We start from the raw sequence: 16,815 nt of genomic DNA on the forward strand, positions 1-16,815 counted from the left end.
ACCATGCCTGACGAACGCCCCGCAACAAGCGGCACTGCCCCTGCGGATGCCGAACAGTGGCTGCGCGGCGAGGCCCGTTCCGTTCACCGCCACCTGCGCTGGATCGTGGGCTGTGCCGCCGTCACCGGGCTTCTGACCATCGCCCAGGCCCTTCTGCTGGCAACGGCCTGCCAACGGCTGATCATGGAAAAGAGCGCGCCGGCGGCCATCATTCCCCTGGCGGTTCTGCTGCTGGTGCTGGCAGCGGGGCGCGGGATGGTGGCCATCGTTCTGGAACAGCGCTCTGCCGCTGCTGCCGCCCGTATCAAGCAGTCGATCCGCAACCGCCTCTACCGGAAGCTCCAGTCACTGGGCCCGGCCGGACTGGTGGGGCATGAGAGCGCGCCCCTGGCCGAGACGGTCACCACGGGGGTCGACGAGCTGGAGCCCTACATCACCCGCTTCCTGCCCCAGGCCGTGCTGGCGGCGTTGCTCCCCTGCCTGTTCCTGCTGGTCGTGCTGCCTGCCGAATGGCGAGCCGGGCTGGTACTGCTTTTTTCCGCCCCGTTCATCCCCCTGTTCATGGTTTTGATCGGTCGGGGGTCGGAACGCCTCCACCGCCGTCTCTGGGAACGCCTCTCCCGCATGGCCGGTCATCTGCTGGACCTGGTGCAGGGCCTGCCGGATCTACTCATCTTCGGTGCCGTCAAGCATCAGGCAGCGGCGGTGGCCCGCATTTCAGCCGACTACCGCATCGCCACCATGGCGGTGCTGCGGGTCGCCTTTCTCTCCGCCCTGGCGCTGGAATTCTTCGCCACGGTGGGTACCGCCGTGGTGGCGGTGATCATCGGATTCAGGCTGCTCTGGGGTGTTCTCTCCCTCCAGGAGGGGCTGTTCGTGCTGCTGCTGGCCCCTGAATTCTACCTGCCGTTGCGCAGCCTGGGGCTTTCCTACCATGCCCGGCTGCAGGGCGCAGCCGCTGCGGAGCGGATCGCCCCCCTGCTGTACCGACCGCTGCCCGCCGGTTTCGAGGGCACGCTCCCTGCCGCGACCACTCCCCCTGCGGTGACCTTCGAGAACGTCTCATTCCGGTACGGCGGCTCGCGGGGCGGTGTGCGGGAGATCACCCTGATCCTGCCGGCCGGCGGCATCACCGCCCTGGCCGGGGAAAGCGGCGCCGGCAAGACCACCCTGGCCCGGCTGCTGGCCGGTCTGGTGCGTCCGGAAGCGGGCCGCATCCTGATCGACGGCCGCGATCTGAACGAGTGTGCTCCGGCCTCCTGGCACGCCCGCCTCGCCTGGGTTCCCCAGGCGCCCTATTTTACCGCCGCCACCATCCGTGAAAACCTGCTGCTGGGGAGCCCCGACGCCGATGAGGCCGAGATTGCCGCCGCGCTGGAAGCAGCGTCCGCCGCTTCGTTCATCGCGCGGCTGCCCCAGGGGCTGGACACCCGCCTGGGGGACCGGGGCGCCGGTCTCTCCGGCGGTGAACTGAAACGGCTGGCCCTGGCCCGGGCCTGCCTGCGCCGCGCCGTCCTGCTGATCCTGGACGAGCCGACCGCGGGACTTGATGCCGACAACGAACGGCTGGTCTGCCAGGCCCTGCAACGGTTGGCCGGCAAGCGGACCGTGCTGCTGATCAGCCACCGCGAGGCGACACTGGCCTGCGCTGACCGGGTGGTGGAGCTGGTCGACGGACGGATCGACCGGGGAGGTGAACGGTGAAGAGCCTGCTGCGCTTCCTGCGGCTCTCCCGCGGCCAGTGGTTCTGGATGATCTGCGGCATCCTGCTGGGCATGCTGGTCATGTCCGCCAATGCACTGCTGATGGCCCTGTCCGGCTGGTTCATCGCCTCCATGGCCGTTGCCGGCGCCAGCGGGACAGCCTTCAACTTCTTCTTCCCCTCGGCCGGCATCCGTTTCCTGGCCATTGTCCGCACGGTGGGACGCTACGCCGAACGCCTGGTGACCCACGGGGCCACGTTCAGGATCCTCGCTTCCCTACGGGTATGGCTCTTCAACCGGCTGGCACCGCTGGCACCGGCCGCGCTTGAACGTCATGCCGGCGGCGACGTGGCCGGACGGCTGCGTGCCGACGTCGATGCCCTGGAAAATCTTTATCTGCGCATCCTTGCCCCCCTGGTCACCGGCTGGTTCACCCTGGCCGGCGGTCTCCTCTTCCTTGCCTGGTTCAGCCCTCCCGCCGCCCTGGCACTGCTGCCGTTTCTGGTCGGTGCCGGCGTCCTGCTGCCGCTGGTACTTCGCAGCCGCTCCGAGGGACCGGGACGGGAAGCGGTCCACCATGCCGCCGAACTGCGCAGCCGGGTAACGGAGGGGCTGCAGGGGATCGAGGAGTTGATCCTCCTGGGCGCGGTGGAGCGGCAGGCCGCAACCGTCGAGGAACTCTCCGCCCGACTGGTGGCCAGCCAGGAACGGCTGGGCCGGATCGGCAGCTTCTCCAACGGCGGCATGCAGGCCTGTGCCGGCGCGGCCGGCGCGGCGGTTCTGCTGGCAGCCGGCGTGCAGGTGGCTGCCGGCGAAATTCCCGGCCCCTGGCTGGCCATGCTGCTGCTCTGTGCCGCCGCTCTCTTCGAAGCGGTAAGCCAGCTTCCCGCCGCCCTGCACCTGCTCCCCGGAGCCCTGGCGGCAGCAAACCGCATTTTTGAGCTGGCCGACGCCCCCCTGCCGGTTGCCGATGCAGCCGGGCCGGCCCCCATCCCACGGGACGCCAGCGTGGTTTTCCGACAGGTCTCCGCCTCCTACCTGCCGGAGCAGCCGGTGCTGCAGGATCTTCGCCTGACCGTGCCGGCGGGAGGCAGCGTCGTCTTCACCGGTCCCAGCGGCAGCGGTAAAAGCCTGCTCTTTGACCTGCTGCTCCGTTTTCGTGACTATGACGGCAGCATCCTCCTGGGGGAGGTGGAGTTGCGCGACCTGCCAAAGGATGCCCTGCGCACCATGATCACGGCGCTGCCCCAGCGCCCCCACCTGCTGAACGGCACCATCCGGGACAACCTGACGCTGGATGGAAGCGAACTGCCGGAAGAAGCGCTTGAACAGGTGCTTGTGGACAGCGGTCTGCACTCCTGGATTGCGTCCCTTCCTCAGGGACTGGATACGCCGGTGGGCATCAACGGCTCGGCGGTCTCCGGCGGCGAAGCCCGCCGTATCGCCCTGGCCCGGACACTGCTCAAGAAAGCTCCCATCGTGCTGCTGGACGAACCGACCGAAGGACTGGACGCGGCAACCGAGCAGGAAGTGGTGACGTGCCTGCAGCGACGATTCCGACATTCCGCAGAAACCACCCTGCTGGTGATCAGCCACCGCCCCGCCTGCCTGGCATTGGGCGACACGGTGGTCCGTCTGGGACGGCCCAGCTCTCCCCCGTAAACAGCACCTGCCACATTTTTCTATTGACAATTTGATTTTCCAGATTAAGGATAAAAAAGGTCTTATTTGTTTTTATTCAAAAACACCGGACCCAAATTCCAGTTCATTACCGATTTTTCGTGTACCGATACTTGGCGTGCTGTCGCGTGTTCCTGCCGACTGTTTCGGTGGGGATCCCGTTTGACGCTGGTTCCCCCAGCTCCGCGCACGGATGGGATCAAGGCGGTGCCGCGCACCTGCGACCGTACGTCGAAAAGCCAACGAAGCTATCGCCCTACACTGGAGAGGGGCCACATCGAAATCCGGATTCGCACGACACGTTACCGGAGGTATGCACCTGCGGTACAATCTATGCTCGGGGAGGAAGTATGAATGTAGTCACGCTCAGTCAGTTGCAGTTTGCGGCAACCGGTATGTTTCACTGGATATTCGTACCGTTGACGCTCGGCCTGTCCATCATGACCGCCTGGATGGAAACCAAGTACGTCACCACCGGCGACGAAACCTGGCTGCGCATGACCAAGTTCTGGGGAAAGTTGTTTCTGATCAACTTCGCCCTAGGGGTGGTCACCGGCATCACCATGGAGTTCCAGTTCGGTCTGAACTGGTCGGAGTACTCCCGGTACGTGGGTGACATCTTCGGCGCCCCCCTGGCCATCGAAGCCACCCTCGCCTTCTTCCTGGAGTCTGTCTTCATCGGCGTCTGGATCTTCGGCTGGAACAAGGTCTCCAAAAAGGTCCATGCAACCGCCATCTGGCTGGCCGCCATCGCCACCAACCTCTCCGCCCTCTGGATTCTGCTGGCCAACGCCTGGATGCAGCACCCGGTCGGCTTTGCCATCCGCAACGGCAGGGCGGAAATGACCGATTTCCTGGCCGTGGTCACCAATCCCTACGGCTGGATCAAGTTTTTTCATACCTTGTTGTCGGGCTATGCCCTGGCCGCTTTCCTGGTCATGGGGGTATCCGCCTGGCACCTGCGGCGCAACAACGAGGTGGAGTTTTTCAAACGCTCCTTCCGGATGGCCGCGGTCTGGGGCTTTGTGGCTTCGATCATCGTTGCCGTTTCCGGCGACTTCCACGCCGTTGATATCGCCAAGACCCAGCCCACCAAGTTCGCCGCCATGGAAGCCCAGTGGGAAACCCAGCGCGGTGTGGGTATGAACCTGCTGCTCTTCCCCGATGTGACCAATGAATGCAACTCCGTTGAGCAGGTCTGTATTCCGAATGCTCTCAGCTTCCTGGCATTCAAGGATCCCAACGCCGAAATCAAGGGACTCAAGGACTTCCCCAAGGAGTTGCGCCCCCCCGTGCTGCCCACCTTCCTCAGTTTCCGGCTGATGGTCGGCATCGGCACCTTCATGATCCTGGCCAGCCTGGTCGCCATTATTCTCTCCCGCAAGGAGAACTTCACCGAATACCGCCGTTTCCTGTTGATCATGGTGCTGGCGATTCCCGCCCCCTACTTGGCCCAGCAGCTCGGCTGGCTGGTCGCCGAGCTGGGACGGCAGCCCTGGATCGTCTATGGCGTGATGAAAACCGCCGACGCGGTCTCCAAATCGATCACCGCCACCCAGGTGGCCCTGTCGCTGCTCGGCTTCACCGTGCTGTACGGCCTGTTGGGCGCCGTCGACATCTACCTGCTGACCAAATACGCGAAAAAGGGTCCCGACACGGACACCTCAAAAATTCTCAATCTCGGCGAGGGGGCATAAACCATGGATATATCCGTCTTTCAAATCACCTGGTTCGTACTGTGGAGTGTGCTCTGGGCCGTCTATTTCATGCTGGACGGCTTCGTGCTGGGTACCGGCTTCCTCTCCTCCTTCATTGCCAAGGATGACACCGAGAAACGCATCCTGATCAACGCCGTGGGACCGGTCTGGGACGGCAACGAAGTCTGGCTGCTCACCGCCGGCGGCGCCACCTTTGCCGCCTTCCCCACAACCTACGCCCTGATGTTCAGCAACCTCTATTCGGCCTTGATCCTGCTTTTGTTCAGCCTGATCGTCCGTGGCGTCTCCTTCGAGTTCCGCGGCAAACTTCCGGGGGACTCCTGGAAGGGGCTGTGGGATAAGGCGATTGTGGTCTGCAGTTTCTTGCCGGCACTGCTCTTCGGTGTCGCCTTCGGCAATATTTTCCGGGGCATTCCGATGCGCAACGACTTTGCCACCCTGCAGTTCAGCTACGAGGGCTCGCTGCTCGGTCTGCTCAACCCGTATGGTCTGGTGACCGGTGTCCTCTTCGTGCTGCTCTTTGCCGTGCACGGCGCCCTCTATATTTCGCTCAAGACCACGGGGGACCTGAGCGCCCGGGCCGCCGCCATGGCCAACAAGCTCTGGCCGGCCCTGTTGTTCATCGCCGTGGTCTTCCTGGGCTACACCTGGCCCGCCACCCGGCTGTACGACAACTTCCTCAAGGTACCGCTGCTGCTGGTGATTCCGGTGGTGGCCGTTGCCTCCCTGCTGCTGGTGAAGCTGTTTGCCGGCAAACAGGAAACCGGCAAGGCGTTCATCTTCTCCTGCCTGACCATCGTCTTCGTGGTGTTCACCGGGGTGACCGGTCTGTTCCCGAACCTGCTGCCGTCAAACCTTGATCCGGCTTCGAACCTGACCATCTTCAACTCATCGTCCAGCCTGCTCACCCTGAAGATCATGACCGTGGTGGCACTGATCTTCGTACCGATCGTGATCTGCTACAAGATCTGGGTCTACCGCATCTTCAGGGCACCGCTGCGTCGCGAGGATGTTCTTCAGGACCCCCATGCCTACTGAAGCACTGGTCTGACGGCCTGCTTCCCCCCCTGCTGTGGCCATCTCCGAATGGGGATGGCCACAGTGCTTCCCACAGTCCGCTCCAGCACATTGATTGTTTTTTAAGCACATAGTCCCGGCATCCCCGAAAACACTGCCGAAAAACCATGCAATTAAACCATTGTTCTATGGATATGGGGTTGAAATCAATATTTTTTAGGATAAACTTACTCCGATTACGCAGACCGCATCATTACCGCCAGGAGGTCACCATGAAACAGCAGGAAGGGTATGTGGATGACGTCGTCAAGGGATTCGTCACCTGGAGTATCATCTGGGGAACGGTTTCCATACTTCTGGGAGTGTTCATCTCCCTGCAGTTGGCGTATCCCGAGCTGAACATCCCCCCCTATCTCACCTACGGACGGCTCCGTCCGATCCACACCAACGCCGGTATCTTCGGCTGGGGAATCGGCAGCTTCATGGCCTTCTACCTCTACATCACCCAACGGCTCACCAGGACGCCGCTCTGGAGTCCCGGACTGGCCAAGTTCCAGCTCTATCTCTTCAACGTGGTGATCGCGCTGGCGGCGGTGACCCTGTTGTTGGGCATGAACCGCTCCAAGGAATATGCCGAACTGGAATGGCCGGTGGCCCTGCTGGTGGTGGTACTCTGGGTGATCTTCTCCATCAACATCATCATGACCGTTATCAAGCGTAAAGAGGAGCAGATGTACATCTCCCTCTGGTATATTCTGGCCAGCCTGATCGGTGTGGCGGTGCTCTACCTGGTGAACAACGCCGCCATTCCGGTGTCGCTCTTCAAATCCTACTCGGCCTTTGCCGGCTCCAACGACGCCAACGTGCAATGGTGGTACGGCCATAACGCCGTAGCCATGGTGCTGACCCTGCCGCCCCTGGCCATATTCTATTACTACCTGCCCAAATCCACCGGTGTACCGATCTACAGCCACCGCATGGGGGTGATCGCCTTCTGGTCCCTGATCTTCATGTACCTCTGGACCGGTGCCCACCACCTGCTCTGGACTCCGATCCCCGACTGGGTCCAGACCCTGGCCATGGCCTTCTCCATCATGCTGATCGCCCCCTCCTGGGCGGCGGTATTCAACGGCTACTTCTCCATGAACGGCCAGTGGCACCAGATGCGGGAAAACTATCTGGTCAAGTTCCTGATTTTCGGCATCACGTTCTACGGTCTGCAGACCCTGCAGGGTCCCTCCCAGGCCATCCGCACCTTCTCCGCCTTCATCCACTACACCGACTGGGTACCCGGCCACGTCCACATGGGTACCCTGGGCTGGGTCTCCCTGGTGCTGTTCGCCGCCATTTACTATACCGTTCCCAAGCTGTACAGCCGCGAGATCTACAGCGTAGCGCTGGTGAACCTGCATTTCTGGCTGGCAGTGATCGGCCAGTTGATCTTCTCCGTCACCATGTGGATCGCCGGCGTGCAGCAAGCTGCCATGCTGAACGCCACCAATACCGACGGCAGCCTGCACTACACCTTCATGGAGACTCTGGTGGAGCTCTACCCCTACTGGCAGGGACGGGCGGTGGGCGGCATCATCTACTTGGTCAGCCTGCTGATCTTCCTCTATAACATCATCAAGACCATCAGCGGCGGCTCCAGCGTTGCGGTCGAAACCAAAGCCTAGGAAAGGAGATATCATGACCATCGAGAAAAAGCCGCTCCTGTTTCTGCTGCTCGCTACCGCCACCATCCTGGTCGGCACGATCATCACCATGATAGCTCCCTTCAAGTGGATCAACGATCCGAAGTTGAAGATCGCGTCGGTCAAGCCATACACTCCGCTGCAGCTTGAGGGTCGGGACATCTACATCCGTGAAGGCTGCAACAACTGTCATACCCAGACGGTGCGGCCGCTTCTGTCGGACGTGGGACGTTACGGCGACTATTCAAAAACCGGAGAATTCATCTACGACCAACCCCATCTCTGGGGGTCCCGCCGCACCGGTCCCGATCTGGCCCGTATCGGCGGCAAGTATCCGGATGCCTGGCACTACAAGCATATGGCCGATCCCAAGTCCATGGTGCCCAAGACCAACATGCCGGCCTACGCCTTCCTGAACCGCCCCTTGGACAGCAGCCTGAGCGAGCGCAAGATGAAGGCACTGAAATTTCCCTACACCCCGGCCGACCTGGAGGCGTTGAAAGGGAAAACCGAAATGGACGCCCTGGTTGCCTATATGCAGAAGCTGGGCAACGACATCCCCTGGCGTAAGGCGAAGCAGGCCGCCCTTACCGGCGACCTGAAGAATCCCCATGCCCAGAAGGATACCGTCGTGCTGAACGAGGGCAAGGCGATCTACGCCCGTGAATGCGCCCAGTGCCACGGAGCCGACCTGAAGGGAGAGGTGGGCCCCGGTCTGCTCAAGAGCGGCAAGGCCGATGCCGACCTCTTCAAAGCTATTTACAGCGGCATCGACGAGAACGGCATGCCGGCCTACGGCGACACCCTGGGCACGGACAAGGTATGGAAACTGGTCACCTTCATTCAGGCACAGTAGGAGGGAAGCAGCCATGATGCTGGCAAGTATCTACTACCTGGGCGTCACCCTGCTGTTATTCGCCATCTTCGCCTGGATCGTGGCGAGAACCTACAGCAGCAGGAACCGGGAACGGGGGGAGCTCCCCAAGTACCGGATGCTGGATGAGGATGAACCCGCAGCAACCGCAACGCATGACATGCCGGCTTCACACCACAGATGAGAACGCTTTGATCTGGAAGCGGAAGCACACACCAGGAGGTTAGCGATGTCCGATGAACATAAAGAGTATGACGGTATCAGTTACAAGGCCGACGACCGGATGCCGGCGGTGTTCAAACTGCTCCTGGCCGGCCTGTTGGTCTGGGGGGTCTGCTTCATGGGCTACTACCTGTTCAGCGGCTGGAGCTCCGAAGCGGAATTCGCCGCGAAAAAGGCGGCCCAGGAACAGGCGATTGCTGCCAACGCCGCAGCTTCCGCACCGCAGACCGGCGGAGCCGGAGCCCACAAGGAAGGAGCCCTGGCCGACTACATCGCCGCGGGCAAAAAGGAGTACGCAGCCCGCTGCGCCGCCTGCCACGGCGCCGACGCCAAGGGGGGGATCGGTCCCGACCTGACCGCAAAGCAGTATAAGTATGGGCGTTCGGAACAGGCGGTCACCGAATCGGTGGCAAACGGCCGCCCCGGCGGCATGCCCGGCTTCAGGAACGACCTTTCCCACGAAAAGTTGGAAGGCGTGGTCAAATACCTCCTTTCGCTGTGACGTAACGGTTGTATGACGACGGCATACCGATTTCAGAGCAACAATGGAGTCAAAATGGCGAAAAGCACGACTCCGCCAGCGTACATGATAGTACGCCGGGGAGCCGACAACGAGCCCACAAAGAAGACACGGTGATATGGAATCGGTCGTTCGTATCGCCCCCTACCGGAAGCTGGTCCAATGGCTCTCCACCCTCCTACTGCTGCTCGTTCCCTTCCTGCAGGTGGGTGGAGAGTCGCTGCTCCGGCTTGACGCCGCCAGCCGCACGCTCCACGTTTTCGGTGCCGCGCTGCGGATCGAGGAGTTCTACCTCTTCCTGCTCGTCACCCTGCTGCTGGTCTTTCTTTTTCTCTTTGTCACCATGATGTTCGGCAGGGTCTGGTGTGGCTGGCTCTGTCCCCAGACCACGCTGTCGGACCTGGCGGAGTTCCTGACCCGTCAGAGTGGCCGGCTACTGCCCGGCACCCTGCTCCCCCGCCTGACGTGTCAGCTGCTCTTTCTCATTCTCGCCTTCCTGGTGGGGGCGAACCTGGTCTGGTATTTCATCCCCCCGGCCGAGTTCCTCGAACGACTGCTGAGCGGCCGCCTGGGCATGGTAGCCGGTATCTCCCTTGCCGGCACCATGCTGCTGGTCTATCTGGATCTGGCCCTGGTGCGCCGGACCTTCTGCACCACGGTCTGTCCCTACGGCAGGATCCAGGTGATGGCCATGGACCGCAACACCCTCACCCTGGAGATGAACCCCGCCCGAAAGGCTGAGTGCATCCGCTGTGGCGCCTGTGTACGGGCCTGTCCCACCGGCATCGACATCAGGGACGGCCTGCAGATTGAGTGCATCAACTGCGGCCGCTGTCGCGACGCCTGCCAGGCCGTGATGGAGAAGCGGGGCACCACCAGCCTGATCCACTATACGTTCGGCACCATGGCCCAGGGAGGAGGACGGCCCCTCAACCTCCGCTCCCTGGTGCTGGGCGGTCTCGTGCTGGCACTCTGCGCCGCACTGGCGGCGGGAGTTCTCACCCGTCGTGAGGCGACCCTCAAAGTCCGTCGCAATGATACGGTCCAAGCGCAGCGGATGCCGGACGGCAGGCTGCTCAACTTTGTGACGGTCTTCATCGAAAATCGCTCCCGCCATGCTGCGGTCTACGACCTGAGTGCCGCCCTGCCGGAGGGCGCGGTTGACCTGCTGGGGCCGAGCAATGTCCGCCTTGCAGCCAACGACAACCGCCGGGTGGATCTGATACTGCGCGTCGACGGCGCCCTGCCGCAGGGAAGTACCGTCAGGCTGCTGCTGCAGCGACAGGGCACCACGGTGGCGGTGGCGACACTCACCATTCTCGAACCCTAGGAGCAACCGACCATGACGAAAAGATCGGGCGGCACCCCCTGGAAAATCATCCTGGCCGCGCTGGTGGTGGTGTTCATCGGCGCCCAGATCGTGACGCTGATCATTGCCGCACGCAAGGTCAGCCCGGTGGTTGACCCCGACTACTACCGCAAGGGCCTGCACTATGGCGAAACCGTGCGGCAGGAGCAGGTGAACCGGCCGTGACCGTATCGCCGGACCTGTGCTACCACTGCGGCGCCGCGATACCGCCGGGCGTGGTAGTGGAGGAGCAGCGGGGCGCCGAGAGACTGCGCTTCTGCTGCAAGGGGTGCTGGGGGGCCTACCTCCTGATCAGCGGGGCCGGGCTTGACGCCTTTTACCGCCGCCGCGACTGGCGGGAACCGGGGGTATCCTCCGACGCCTTTGACGACACCTTCGACGATGACCGGCTTGCCCCCTGTGTGCGCCGCTCCGGCTCCCTCGCCTCGCTGGACCTGATCATTGACGGCATCCGCTGCGCAGCCTGCGTCTGGCTCAATGAGAAATTCATCGCACAGCAGGAGGGAGTGACCGGCGTACGGGTGAACTACGCCACCAGCCGCGCCCATGTCAGCTTTGACCCGGACAGGATCACGCCGGCGGAACTCTGCCGCCGGATCAGCTGGCTCGGCTACCACCCCCGCCCCTATTCCCGCTCGGCTGCGGAAGAGAGCGCGGCCCGCGAGCAGCGCGACCTGCTGATCCGGTTCGGCACCGCCTTCTTCCTGACCATGCAGCTCATGGCTTACTCCTTTGCCCTCTACGCCGGCTACCTCCAGGGGATCGGCCCGGAGATCAAGCAGGTTCTGCAACTGTTCTCCCTGCTGGTGACGACCCCGGTGATCTTCTATGCCGGCTGGCCCTTTCTGGCCGGTGCTTGGCGCGGCCTGAAAAACGGCGCCCCCACCATGGATCTGCTCATCGTCATCGGCGCCCTTTCCTCCTTCTGCTACAGCATCCACGCCTCCCTGAGCGGCGGCGAGGTCTACTACGAGACCGCCGCCATGATCGTCACCCTGATCCTGGCCGGCCGCCTCATGGAAACTCATGCCAAGCGGCGGGCCTGCAGCGGAACGGAGCGACTGCTGCAACTCATCGCCGGACGGGCGGTGCGCTTGGTCGGGCATCGCCAGGAAGCGGTGGAGCTGTCCGACATACGGGTCGGCGATCTGCTGCTGGTGGGGGCCGGGGAACGGTTCCCGGTGGATGGCAGGCTCCTGGAGGGATCGGCCGATGTGGACGAATCGCCGGCCACCGGCGAGGCGGTGCCGGTACCGAAACAGCCGGGGGACGGCCTGATCGCCGGCAGCATCAACCTTACCGGTACGGTGCGAATGATCTGCGAACGGCCGGCAACGGAAAGCTTCGTGGCCCGGGTGGCGCGGCTGGTTGAGGAAGCCCAGAGCCGCCGGGCGCCGATCCAGGGACTGGCGGACCGGATTGCGGCGCTGTTCGTGCCGGTGGTGCTGATCCTGGGCCTTGCAACCTTTGCCTGGTACTATCTGCACCTGGGTACTCCCTTTGCCCCGGCTCTGATGACCTCCCTGGCGGTGCTACTGATCGCCTGTCCCTGTGCCCTGGGGCTGGCCACCCCCACCGCCATCGTGGCCGGTACCGGTGCGGCCGCGGCCCGGGGCGTGATTTTCAAGGGGGGCGACATTCTCGAGCATTTGAGCCGGATCGACACGGTACTCTTCGACAAGACCGGCACCGTCACCTGCGGCACGCACCGGGTGGAGGAGATTCGCCCTGCTGACGGGCTCACCGCACAGGAGCTGCTGTCCCTGGCGGCTGCCGTGGAAAGCGGCACCCGCCACCCGGCCGGCATCGCCATCACCCTGCAGGCCCGGGAATCCGGCCTGCCGTCCCTACAGGCCACGGAACTGCGCACCGTGGCAGGGGGCGGCGTCACCGGCAACGTGGACGGACGGCCGGTAACGGTGGGCAGCGCCCGCTTCCTTCAGGAGTGCGGCGTAACGGGTCTGCCGGACCTGCCGCTTCCCTCCCCCGGCGGCACCGTGGTCCTGGCGGGCCGTGACAGCCGCTATGTCGGCTGCATCCTGCTCAGCGACCGCTTGCGGCCGGAGGCTCCCGGTGTGGTGCACTACTTCCGCCGGCAGCGGGTCAGCGGTCTGCTGCTGTCCGGTGACCGGCAGGAAACGGTGGACTTCACGACGTCGGCCCTCGGCCTGGCGGACGGCATGGGGGAACTCTCCCCGGCCGACAAGACCGCCATTGTCGAGCAGCGGCGCAGAGCGGGGCACACCGTGCTGATGGTGGGGGACGGCATCAACGACGCTCCGGCCCTGGCCGCTGCCGATGTGGGCTGCGCCATTGCCGGCGGCACCGACATCGCCATCGAAACCTCCGATCTGGTGCTGGCCCGCCCCGACCTGCAGCGGCTGGTCACGGCGCACCGCATCGCCCGGCGCACCATGGCGGTGATCCGCCAGAACCTGGGCTGGGCCTTCTGCTACAACCTGGTGGGGATCCCCCTGGCCATGAACGGCACCCTCACCCCGATCTACGCCGCAGCGGCCATGGCCTTAAGTTCGCTGTGCGTGGTGGGCAATTCAGTACGTTTAACGGTGAACCGCCATGGATGAATCCCTGATCCTGCTGATGATCCTCTCCCTGTTCCTGGGCTGCGGCTGCTGGTTGTTTTTTGTCTGGGGGGTAAAAAAGGGTGAGTTCGACGATCTGGAGCGCCCCAAGCACCGCATGCTGGATGACGACGACGAAGGAGAGAAAAAATGACCGAAATCTGGCTCGCCTTTCTGGCCGGACTGGCCGGCAGCTTTCACTGCATCGGCATGTGCGGCGGCATCGTGGCCGCCCTGTCCATGGCCGCCAGCAGCGGCTCCAGTCGTTCCCGCGCCCTGTCGCTGCTCATGTACAACATCGGCAGAATCACCACCTACACCCTCCTCGGCGTGGCGGCCGGACTCATCGGCGCCTCCCTCAGCCTGCCCGCCATGCGGGCTGTCGGTGTCTGGCTGGGGCTGGCCGCCAACCTCATGGTTATCACCATCGGGCTTGCCTCGGCCTTCGGCTTTTCCTGGGGACTGAACTCCCTTGAAAGCGGTTCCGCCCGATTCTTTGCCGGACCGCTGCGGCGGGCCGTTTCCGGTGATTCTTCCCTGGCCTTTCTGCCGGTGGGGCTGTTGCTCGGTTTTCTTCCCTGCGGCATGATCTACGGCCCCCTGGCCGTGGCTGCGTCAAACGGCAGCCCCCTGCGCGGGGGGGTGATGATGCTGGCCCTGGGATTGGGAACCGTACCGATTCTGATGGTCTTCGGCTCAGCCACCGGTGCGATCTCCGCTGTTTTCAGGAGCGTCATGTTCCGGCTGCTGGGGGTACTTATCGCCGCCATCGGCCTGATGGGGCTGCTACGGGTGCTGAAGCGGATGGGAATGATCTACGGGTTTAACCTGTGGTGACGTGATTCGCGGGGTGGCCATGCATCACGCGGTTCTACCTACTCCAGATAATCCAGACCTTCAGCAAGACTGCTCATTTCAGTATTCAATTTGTACGCGCCATTCTTGATCCGCACCAGCACACCATTTTCAATCAACGACTGGAACGCGCTGACGACGGTGGGCTTGCTGGCGTTGAGTGCCGCAGCAATCTCATCGTAGGTCCCATAAAAGACCAGATCCTTATCAAGCTTGGAAAAAATATACTCGATGATTTGCACCCGCTTGCCGCCGATGGTGTTGAGCAGCCTCAGCAGCAGGTTCTTCTGGTCGAGTTCGGTTTTGACCATCTTCTGCTCAGCAATTTTTGACAACTGTTCCAGCAGTTCATACAGGTTGATCGGCTTCATCAGGTAGCCGTCGGCTTTCAGGCGTATGGCCGCCAGCAGATACTCCACCTCGGAATGGGCCGAAACAATCACCACCGCTATCTCAGGATAGCGGGATCTGACTGCTTCAAGCAGCTCGATCCCCGACATATGGGCCATCCGCACATCGGTCACAACAATGTCGGGAGGTTCGGCCTCAATCATCTCCAGTGCCTTCTCCGCACTCCCCACGCAGATCGTGCTTTTGCAGAAACTGTGCAGCGCAAGATGCATCTGTCCCAGAGCATCCGGTTCGTCATCGACACAAATGACCGCAATATCCTTGAGAGCTTTGACGTTCATGGAGTTACTCCTTGGCAGCGAGCCGGGAAAACTGCAGGCAGATGCAGGCACCGAAATAGTGCGTACCGTTCAGCTCGAACGGACTATTCTCCGCCCAGACTTTTCCGTTATCAAGATTTTCAGCAATCTGCTGGCACAGGTACAGTCCCAGCCCGGTGCCATCAGCCTTGTCTTTTGTTGTCACATACGGCTCGAACACCCGTTTCAGTAAGTGCTGTGGAATGCCGCCAGCGCTGTCCTGAAACCTGACCGTCACCATTCTGTCGTTTTCCTCGCTACAGGTGATCAGGATCACGCGCCCCCCCTCTATCATGCATAACTGGTCCTTGGCGTTCAACAGGAGGTTTACCGACAGCTGCATCAGGTCGTTCACAAACCCCATGGTCAGCACCGGAGCACTGATCCGGTTTTCGATGGTGATCCGGTTTTGTTCCATAATCGGGCGGACCACGGAGATGGCGCGTTCGACAGATGCCTGCAGGTCAATCTCCTGCCGGCTGCTGCCGGACATCAGCAGGGCGCGCCAGTCATCAATGATATGTGACATGTAGCTGATGTTCTGGTTGGCCAGATCGACCTGCTGCCTGAGCAGCGCCTCGTCCAGCTGTCCCAGCCGGCTGTGCAGTTCGATGTTCTGCACCGCAAGAGAAAGGGTATGCAGCGGCTGCCGCCATTGATGGCCGATATACCCAATCATCTCGCCCAGGGCCGCGTTCTTCGACTTCTGCGCCAGTTGACGATTTTTTTCGTTAATGATCTTTTCGTGTTTGCGGAAACCGATGTAGATCACGGTCAGCAACATGACGATGGCCGGCAGGAAGAACATGAGACGGGTGTACAGGTATACCCACTGTTTCTTCTTGAAGCTGGTCATGTTGTAGGCCACGAGAAATCGGCCGGCCTCCTGACCGTCATGACTATTGAAGCGCAACGAGGGGCTGACCAGAAAATGCTCCTGCCCTACCGTGACTTCCGAAAAGTCAGAACTCATGGCGACCTGTGGCATGACGTCGGAAAAAAACTGCACATCTTTCAGTGGCAACACTGTCTTTTCGATGAAACGGTAGCAGGCCAGCGTAGTATTTTCAGGCGTGCATCCTTGCAGTGTCGTGTCCTTAACAACCATGGCGGATCTGAGACCTTCAAAGACCCAGCCTAACTTGAACTGGAACCATTCGGGATCCAGCCCCACCTCAAGCGCACCAACCATCTGCCCGGTCTTCGTGTCGATGATCGGGAATCCGGAGTCATACCAAAACGGTAAAAAATCACTTTCAAAGCCGGAAACCTGCCGTTTGTGCTCCAGAACATGTTTTAAAGTGCCGGATATTCTGCCTTCCATCCCTTGGTCAACGGCCATGTCCGATTTGCGGTACAGGACGCGCCCTTGCGCATCGACGACGGTGAGCAGAATGACCGGCACCAAACGGTGCCTGAAATTGGCATATACCGGGTCATATACCTTTTTCAACGCTTCGACGTTGTTATCACGCACCATCCCGGCAATGTCATTATCCCGGAAGATGGCCTTCATATAATTAGTCTTTCGCTTGCTGAGCTGCTCAACCTCGCTCTTGAACGACTGGTCGATCATGGAAAAGACGGACTTCGAATAAAACCTGTAGTCAGACAGCCGGTAGATGTAGTCGACAACCGTAATTGCAGTGAAAAGGCAGAACGAGAGCATGAAGGTGATAACTATCACGATGTTCTTGTTGGTCAGCACCAAGTGCCACATACCCCCACCTCGCGTCGTGCTTCTGTCATGCTCCGTTGCGCCGGCCGGCACACGCCCCCCCACACAACCAAAACAGGCTGGTCACTGCAGCCGGCATCTGCTGTTTCGGCTGCTGAACACCCGCCCTGCGTACGGCCCAGTAAACCAAAAA

The 16,815-nt window shown here is 61.8% G+C and carries 15 protein-coding genes; 13 read left to right on the top strand and 2 right to left on the bottom strand.

What is annotated here, in order from left to right; all coding sequences use genetic code 11:
• The first annotated feature begins 3 nt into the window (after positions 1-3).
• The 13 genes from cydD to RAK07_RS09265 all read left to right on the top strand — a co-directional run bounded on the left by cydD (position 4) and on the right by RAK07_RS09265 (position 14,216).
• On the top strand, positions 4-1,704 hold the full coding sequence (gene cydD, locus RAK07_RS09205) for a thiol reductant ABC exporter subunit CydD (RefSeq protein ID WP_305732539.1): 1,701 nt from the start codon (positions 4-6) through the stop codon (positions 1,702-1,704).
• Positions 1,701-3,365 (top strand): thiol reductant ABC exporter subunit CydC, encoded by a 1,665-nt coding sequence (cydC, locus tag RAK07_RS09210; protein WP_305732540.1) that lies wholly within the window; start codon positions 1,701-1,703, stop codon positions 3,363-3,365. Before cydD ends, cydC begins: the two co-directional genes overlap by 4 nt.
• 368 nt (positions 3,366-3,733) lie before the next feature.
• Positions 3,734-5,080 (top strand): cytochrome ubiquinol oxidase subunit I, encoded by a 1,347-nt coding sequence (locus RAK07_RS09215; protein ID WP_305732541.1) that lies wholly within the window; start codon positions 3,734-3,736, stop codon positions 5,078-5,080.
• A 3-nt stretch (positions 5,081-5,083) separates the two neighbouring features.
• The gene (gene cydB, locus RAK07_RS09220; RefSeq protein WP_305732542.1) at positions 5,084-6,139 is read left to right on the top strand and encodes a cytochrome d ubiquinol oxidase subunit II; all 1,056 of its coding nucleotides are present in this window, start codon (positions 5,084-5,086) and stop codon (positions 6,137-6,139) included.
• Between the two features lie 251 nt (positions 6,140-6,390).
• A complete protein-coding gene (locus RAK07_RS09225; RefSeq protein WP_305732543.1) occupies positions 6,391-7,794 on the top strand; it encodes a cbb3-type cytochrome c oxidase subunit I in 1,404 nt (467 codons plus the stop codon).
• A 13-nt stretch (positions 7,795-7,807) separates the two neighbouring features.
• Positions 7,808-8,668: a cbb3-type cytochrome c oxidase subunit II gene (locus RAK07_RS09230; RefSeq protein ID WP_305732544.1), complete on the top strand. Its 861-nt coding sequence runs from the start codon at positions 7,808-7,810 to the stop codon at positions 8,666-8,668.
• A 13-nt stretch (positions 8,669-8,681) separates the two neighbouring features.
• Complete coding sequence (locus RAK07_RS09235; RefSeq protein WP_305732545.1) at positions 8,682-8,870, top strand: cbb3-type cytochrome c oxidase subunit 3; 189 nt, start codon at positions 8,682-8,684, stop codon at positions 8,868-8,870.
• 45 nt (positions 8,871-8,915) lie between these two features.
• On the top strand, positions 8,916-9,410 hold the full coding sequence (locus RAK07_RS09240; RefSeq protein WP_305732546.1) for a c-type cytochrome: 495 nt from the start codon (positions 8,916-8,918) through the stop codon (positions 9,408-9,410).
• Positions 9,411-9,546: 136 nt separating this feature from the next.
• Complete coding sequence (locus RAK07_RS09245) at positions 9,547-10,758, top strand: 4Fe-4S dicluster domain-containing protein (RefSeq protein ID WP_305732547.1); 1,212 nt, start codon at positions 9,547-9,549, stop codon at positions 10,756-10,758.
• Positions 10,759-10,770: 12 nt separating this feature from the next.
• Complete coding sequence (locus RAK07_RS09250; protein ID WP_305732548.1) at positions 10,771-10,962, top strand: FixH family protein; 192 nt, start codon at positions 10,771-10,773, stop codon at positions 10,960-10,962.
• Positions 10,959-13,382 carry a heavy metal translocating P-type ATPase gene (locus RAK07_RS09255; RefSeq protein WP_305732549.1) on the top strand — a complete coding sequence of 808 codons (2,424 nt, stop codon included), beginning with the start codon at positions 10,959-10,961 and terminating at the stop codon, positions 13,380-13,382. Before RAK07_RS09250 ends, RAK07_RS09255 begins: the two co-directional genes overlap by 4 nt.
• The gene (gene ccoS, locus RAK07_RS09260; protein WP_305732550.1) at positions 13,375-13,533 is read left to right on the top strand and encodes a cbb3-type cytochrome oxidase assembly protein CcoS; all 159 of its coding nucleotides are present in this window, start codon (positions 13,375-13,377) and stop codon (positions 13,531-13,533) included. The genes RAK07_RS09255 and ccoS overlap by 8 nt, the downstream gene beginning before the upstream one ends.
• Positions 13,530-14,216 carry a sulfite exporter TauE/SafE family protein gene (locus RAK07_RS09265; RefSeq protein WP_305732551.1) on the top strand — a complete coding sequence of 229 codons (687 nt, stop codon included), beginning with the start codon at positions 13,530-13,532 and terminating at the stop codon, positions 14,214-14,216. The genes ccoS and RAK07_RS09265 overlap by 4 nt, the downstream gene beginning before the upstream one ends.
• Positions 14,217-14,254: 38 nt before the next feature.
• Here the strand turns inward: RAK07_RS09265 and RAK07_RS09270 are convergent, their stop codons facing one another.
• The gene (locus tag RAK07_RS09270; protein ID WP_305732552.1) at positions 14,255-14,926 is read right to left on the bottom strand and encodes a response regulator; all 672 of its coding nucleotides are present in this window, start codon (positions 14,924-14,926) and stop codon (positions 14,255-14,257) included.
• A gap of 4 nt (positions 14,927-14,930) precedes the next feature.
• Positions 14,931-16,664 (bottom strand): sensor histidine kinase, encoded by a 1,734-nt coding sequence (locus RAK07_RS09275; protein ID WP_305732553.1) that lies wholly within the window; start codon positions 16,662-16,664, stop codon positions 14,931-14,933.
• Between the last annotated feature and the right edge of the window lie 151 nt (positions 16,665-16,815).

This window comes from Trichlorobacter ammonificans, assembly GCF_933509905.1.
GTDB classification, from domain to species: Bacteria; Desulfobacterota; Desulfuromonadia; order Geobacterales; family Pseudopelobacteraceae; genus Trichlorobacter; species Trichlorobacter ammonificans.